The following is a 2,651-nucleotide window of genomic DNA, read 5'->3' on the forward strand; positions in this document are numbered from 1 at the left end:
TCCCCTGGCGTTACGCTGCCCAAGCAGCGTAACAGACACCGCCCTGGCCAAACAGGCCGAGTTCAACGGACGGGCACGTATGTCATGAAACCTGAAGTTTATGATCATTCTCCAGACCTCGCCGACCTGTGGGCTGCTTGGCATGTTTTCGAACAAGCCGAAGAGCTAAAGACGAAACCGCTTACACACAATCCACCTCTCGATAGGGTATGATCCAGACGAACACACACGCGCCCGCGAGGTTTTCTACTCCGCCGGTTTCCGATCGGGATCACAGCTGGAATTTCAGATGCAGGATGATTGCGTGCTGATTTCACTTCTCTTGCAGCATGGCCATTCCCCATCCGACATCGCGAAGTCCCTGGCCCGCCAAGAGCGGCCGGACGGCGATATGGCTTACGCTAGCATTGTCGGTCTGATCATCGACGAGCTGTGCGCTGACAAGTAATTTCCATCATTGAACACAGGACATTTCCATCATGAACCTCAGGCCCCTTCGCGTACCTTTTTTGGCTTCATCTTCGAAAAATATCTACCGTGCAGGCTTATACAACGACTTACTGATTTTTGGGCGCGAACCTAAAAAGTCCTATCGTTCGTCCTTGTGAATCATCGGGAGACTTATGAAGTAATCCAATTGTAGGTTCCGTCTGGTTACGCTTTTTCGAAACAAAAATTGCCAAATGTCCTTCGGGTACTCGATCCACGTGACGGTTGGCGTCAAAGCTGGCCTTTGGCTTAAACCTGCCTTTAAATCCTGGGCCCAATTCCGGTTGTTCAAAGTGTTTCATGTTGTTGCGTGATATGTATTCCATTGGCGCACCGTTTTCTCCAGTAGATAGGGTAACACCCATAATGATCGGATAAATTTCCTTGTCCTGATGCCAGTTTTCGGAGGCCCGCCCACCCCACGTCTTAATGTCGAGTGTGAATGGCTCTAGTTCGACTTTTGGAAAGCCATATTGACTGTGAACGCTTTGAAAAACTGCATTGGCAAGGTCGGTTAATTTCTTGGATGTTTCACCACTAGGGATGCAGTGGGCTGCACTTCCCACACTATCATTACCATTGGGATGATTAACCGCTGCATTTAGCATTTCTTTCCGTGCTGCTTGGGAAAGCTTGATGAAGGCCACACCATCTTCAACCACTTCCCTGGCCATCTTTTCGCGATTGGAAGGCGTTAACGCATCCAGATCGGCATTGAGGCTGTCAAAACTGATCGCTGTGGCAGAGCTACTTCTACCGGTCTCCCGGTTTGAACTCGATTTAATGTGATTCGACTGGCCTACGTTATTCCTATTCCCCGCCGCCTGCATTTTGTCCGGCATGAGTTTCCATTTTCCAGTCTCATCGGAACGGACTGCGGCGAGGTTTTGCGTTCCTTGACCGTTTTCTCTGGATGCAACTTTTGCCTTCCATCCACGGTCAACGCGCTCTGCAGGCAGGCTGATCTCAAGCTTTTCAGCAGTTCTCGACATGAGTGAATTTGCAGAGATCTGCTTAGAACCGTTTTCTGTAAGCTCAGTGTTTAGATTGCGGTTTCCTTGGTGACGCTCAGTTGCATCGGCAAACATCGCCCTCTGCTGCCTTCCGCCGTCCTGAGATTTTGGAGATGCTGCTTCGCTCGGTGCAAGATCGGCTCGGAACTTTTTAACCCGTGGTGCATCGTGGGTGATCTGCTGGACTGGCGATGGAGCAGTTGATTTGACTTCTGGCGCGCGCATGGATGTGTCCCTGTTTGATTTAGGAGAAACCATGAGGCATCCACCGGTTAAGTTCGCATTTACAATACTTATGCCGGCCTGAGCAGGCATTTATGATACAGAAGCTCTCGCCGGTTCGCCCGTCTTCAGCACTGCGTTCATGATGACGATGAGCTTGCGCATGATGGCCGTAATCGCGACCTTGGCGGGTTTGCCGCGCTCACGAAGACGCCGCGCAAATGCTTGCATCATTGGGTCATAACGAAGCGCTGAAAGCGCGGCCATGTAAAGGCTTGCCCTAACCTCTCGCCTTCCGCCTGAGATACGGCGATGACCCTTCAACGTACCGGAATCCTGGGCGTGCGGTGCAAGACCGACAATCGCTGCTGCCTGGCCTTTTGTCAGTGAACCGAGTTCAGGAACATAGGCAAGACAGGCCGCTGCTGTCTTCGGGCCGACACCGACAACCGAAGTCAACAGATCGGACTTCCGCCGAAACTCTTTCGAGGCAACGACATCGCCAGTTTCCGGGTCGAGTCCGATGTGGAGCTTACGCCATGTTTTGCGGGCTTTCTTGGTGCCGTGTTTTTCTTCATGCCAGCCGTTGCCGCCATGCACTTTCAGTCCCGTGCTGTCTAGGATGAGGGTGATAGACTTGTCTGAAACGCTCCGGTTTGGGGTGATCTTCAACCCCTTACCGCGCCGCGACAAAGTCGAGTAATCCGGTACCACGAGGTCCATGCCCATCAGCCCGGCAATCGACCGCACGAAGCCCTGAGTTTGCCTGAGCGGGAGTCGAAACACGACCCTCAGAGTGAGACAGATCTCAATTGCCAGATCGGAGTAACGCGACTGACCACCGCGCGTCTTGCGGCGCGGCGAAGCCCACTTCTTCACTACATCATCAGAAACCCAGATCGTCACATCGCCTCGACGCCGCAGACT

At 52.6% G+C, this 2,651-nt stretch carries 3 protein-coding genes; 1 reads left to right on the plus strand and 2 read right to left on the minus strand.

Features of this window, described 5'->3' with window-relative positions:
- Positions 1-304 precede the first annotated feature (304 nt).
- Complete coding sequence (locus Q1A75_RS23595) at positions 305-448, plus strand: hypothetical protein (protein ID WP_299593382.1); 144 nt, start codon at positions 305-307, stop codon at positions 446-448.
- 109 nt (positions 449-557) lie between these two features.
- On the opposite strand, the gene Q1A75_RS23600 is transcribed toward Q1A75_RS23595, so the two are convergent.
- Together Q1A75_RS23600 and Q1A75_RS23605 are read right to left on the minus strand one after the other, a co-directional pair.
- Positions 558-1,727 (minus strand): hypothetical protein, encoded by a 1,170-nt coding sequence (locus Q1A75_RS23600; RefSeq protein WP_299593379.1) that lies wholly within the window; start codon positions 1,725-1,727, stop codon positions 558-560.
- Positions 1,728-1,817: 90 nt separating this feature from the next.
- Positions 1,818-2,651: IS5 family transposase (locus tag Q1A75_RS23605; protein WP_299641482.1), on the minus strand; the 834-nt coding region annotated here is incomplete at its 5' end.

Origin of the sequence: uncultured Tateyamaria sp., assembly GCF_947504105.1 — a bacterium.
Lineage (GTDB): Bacteria > Pseudomonadota > Alphaproteobacteria > Rhodobacterales > Rhodobacteraceae > Tateyamaria.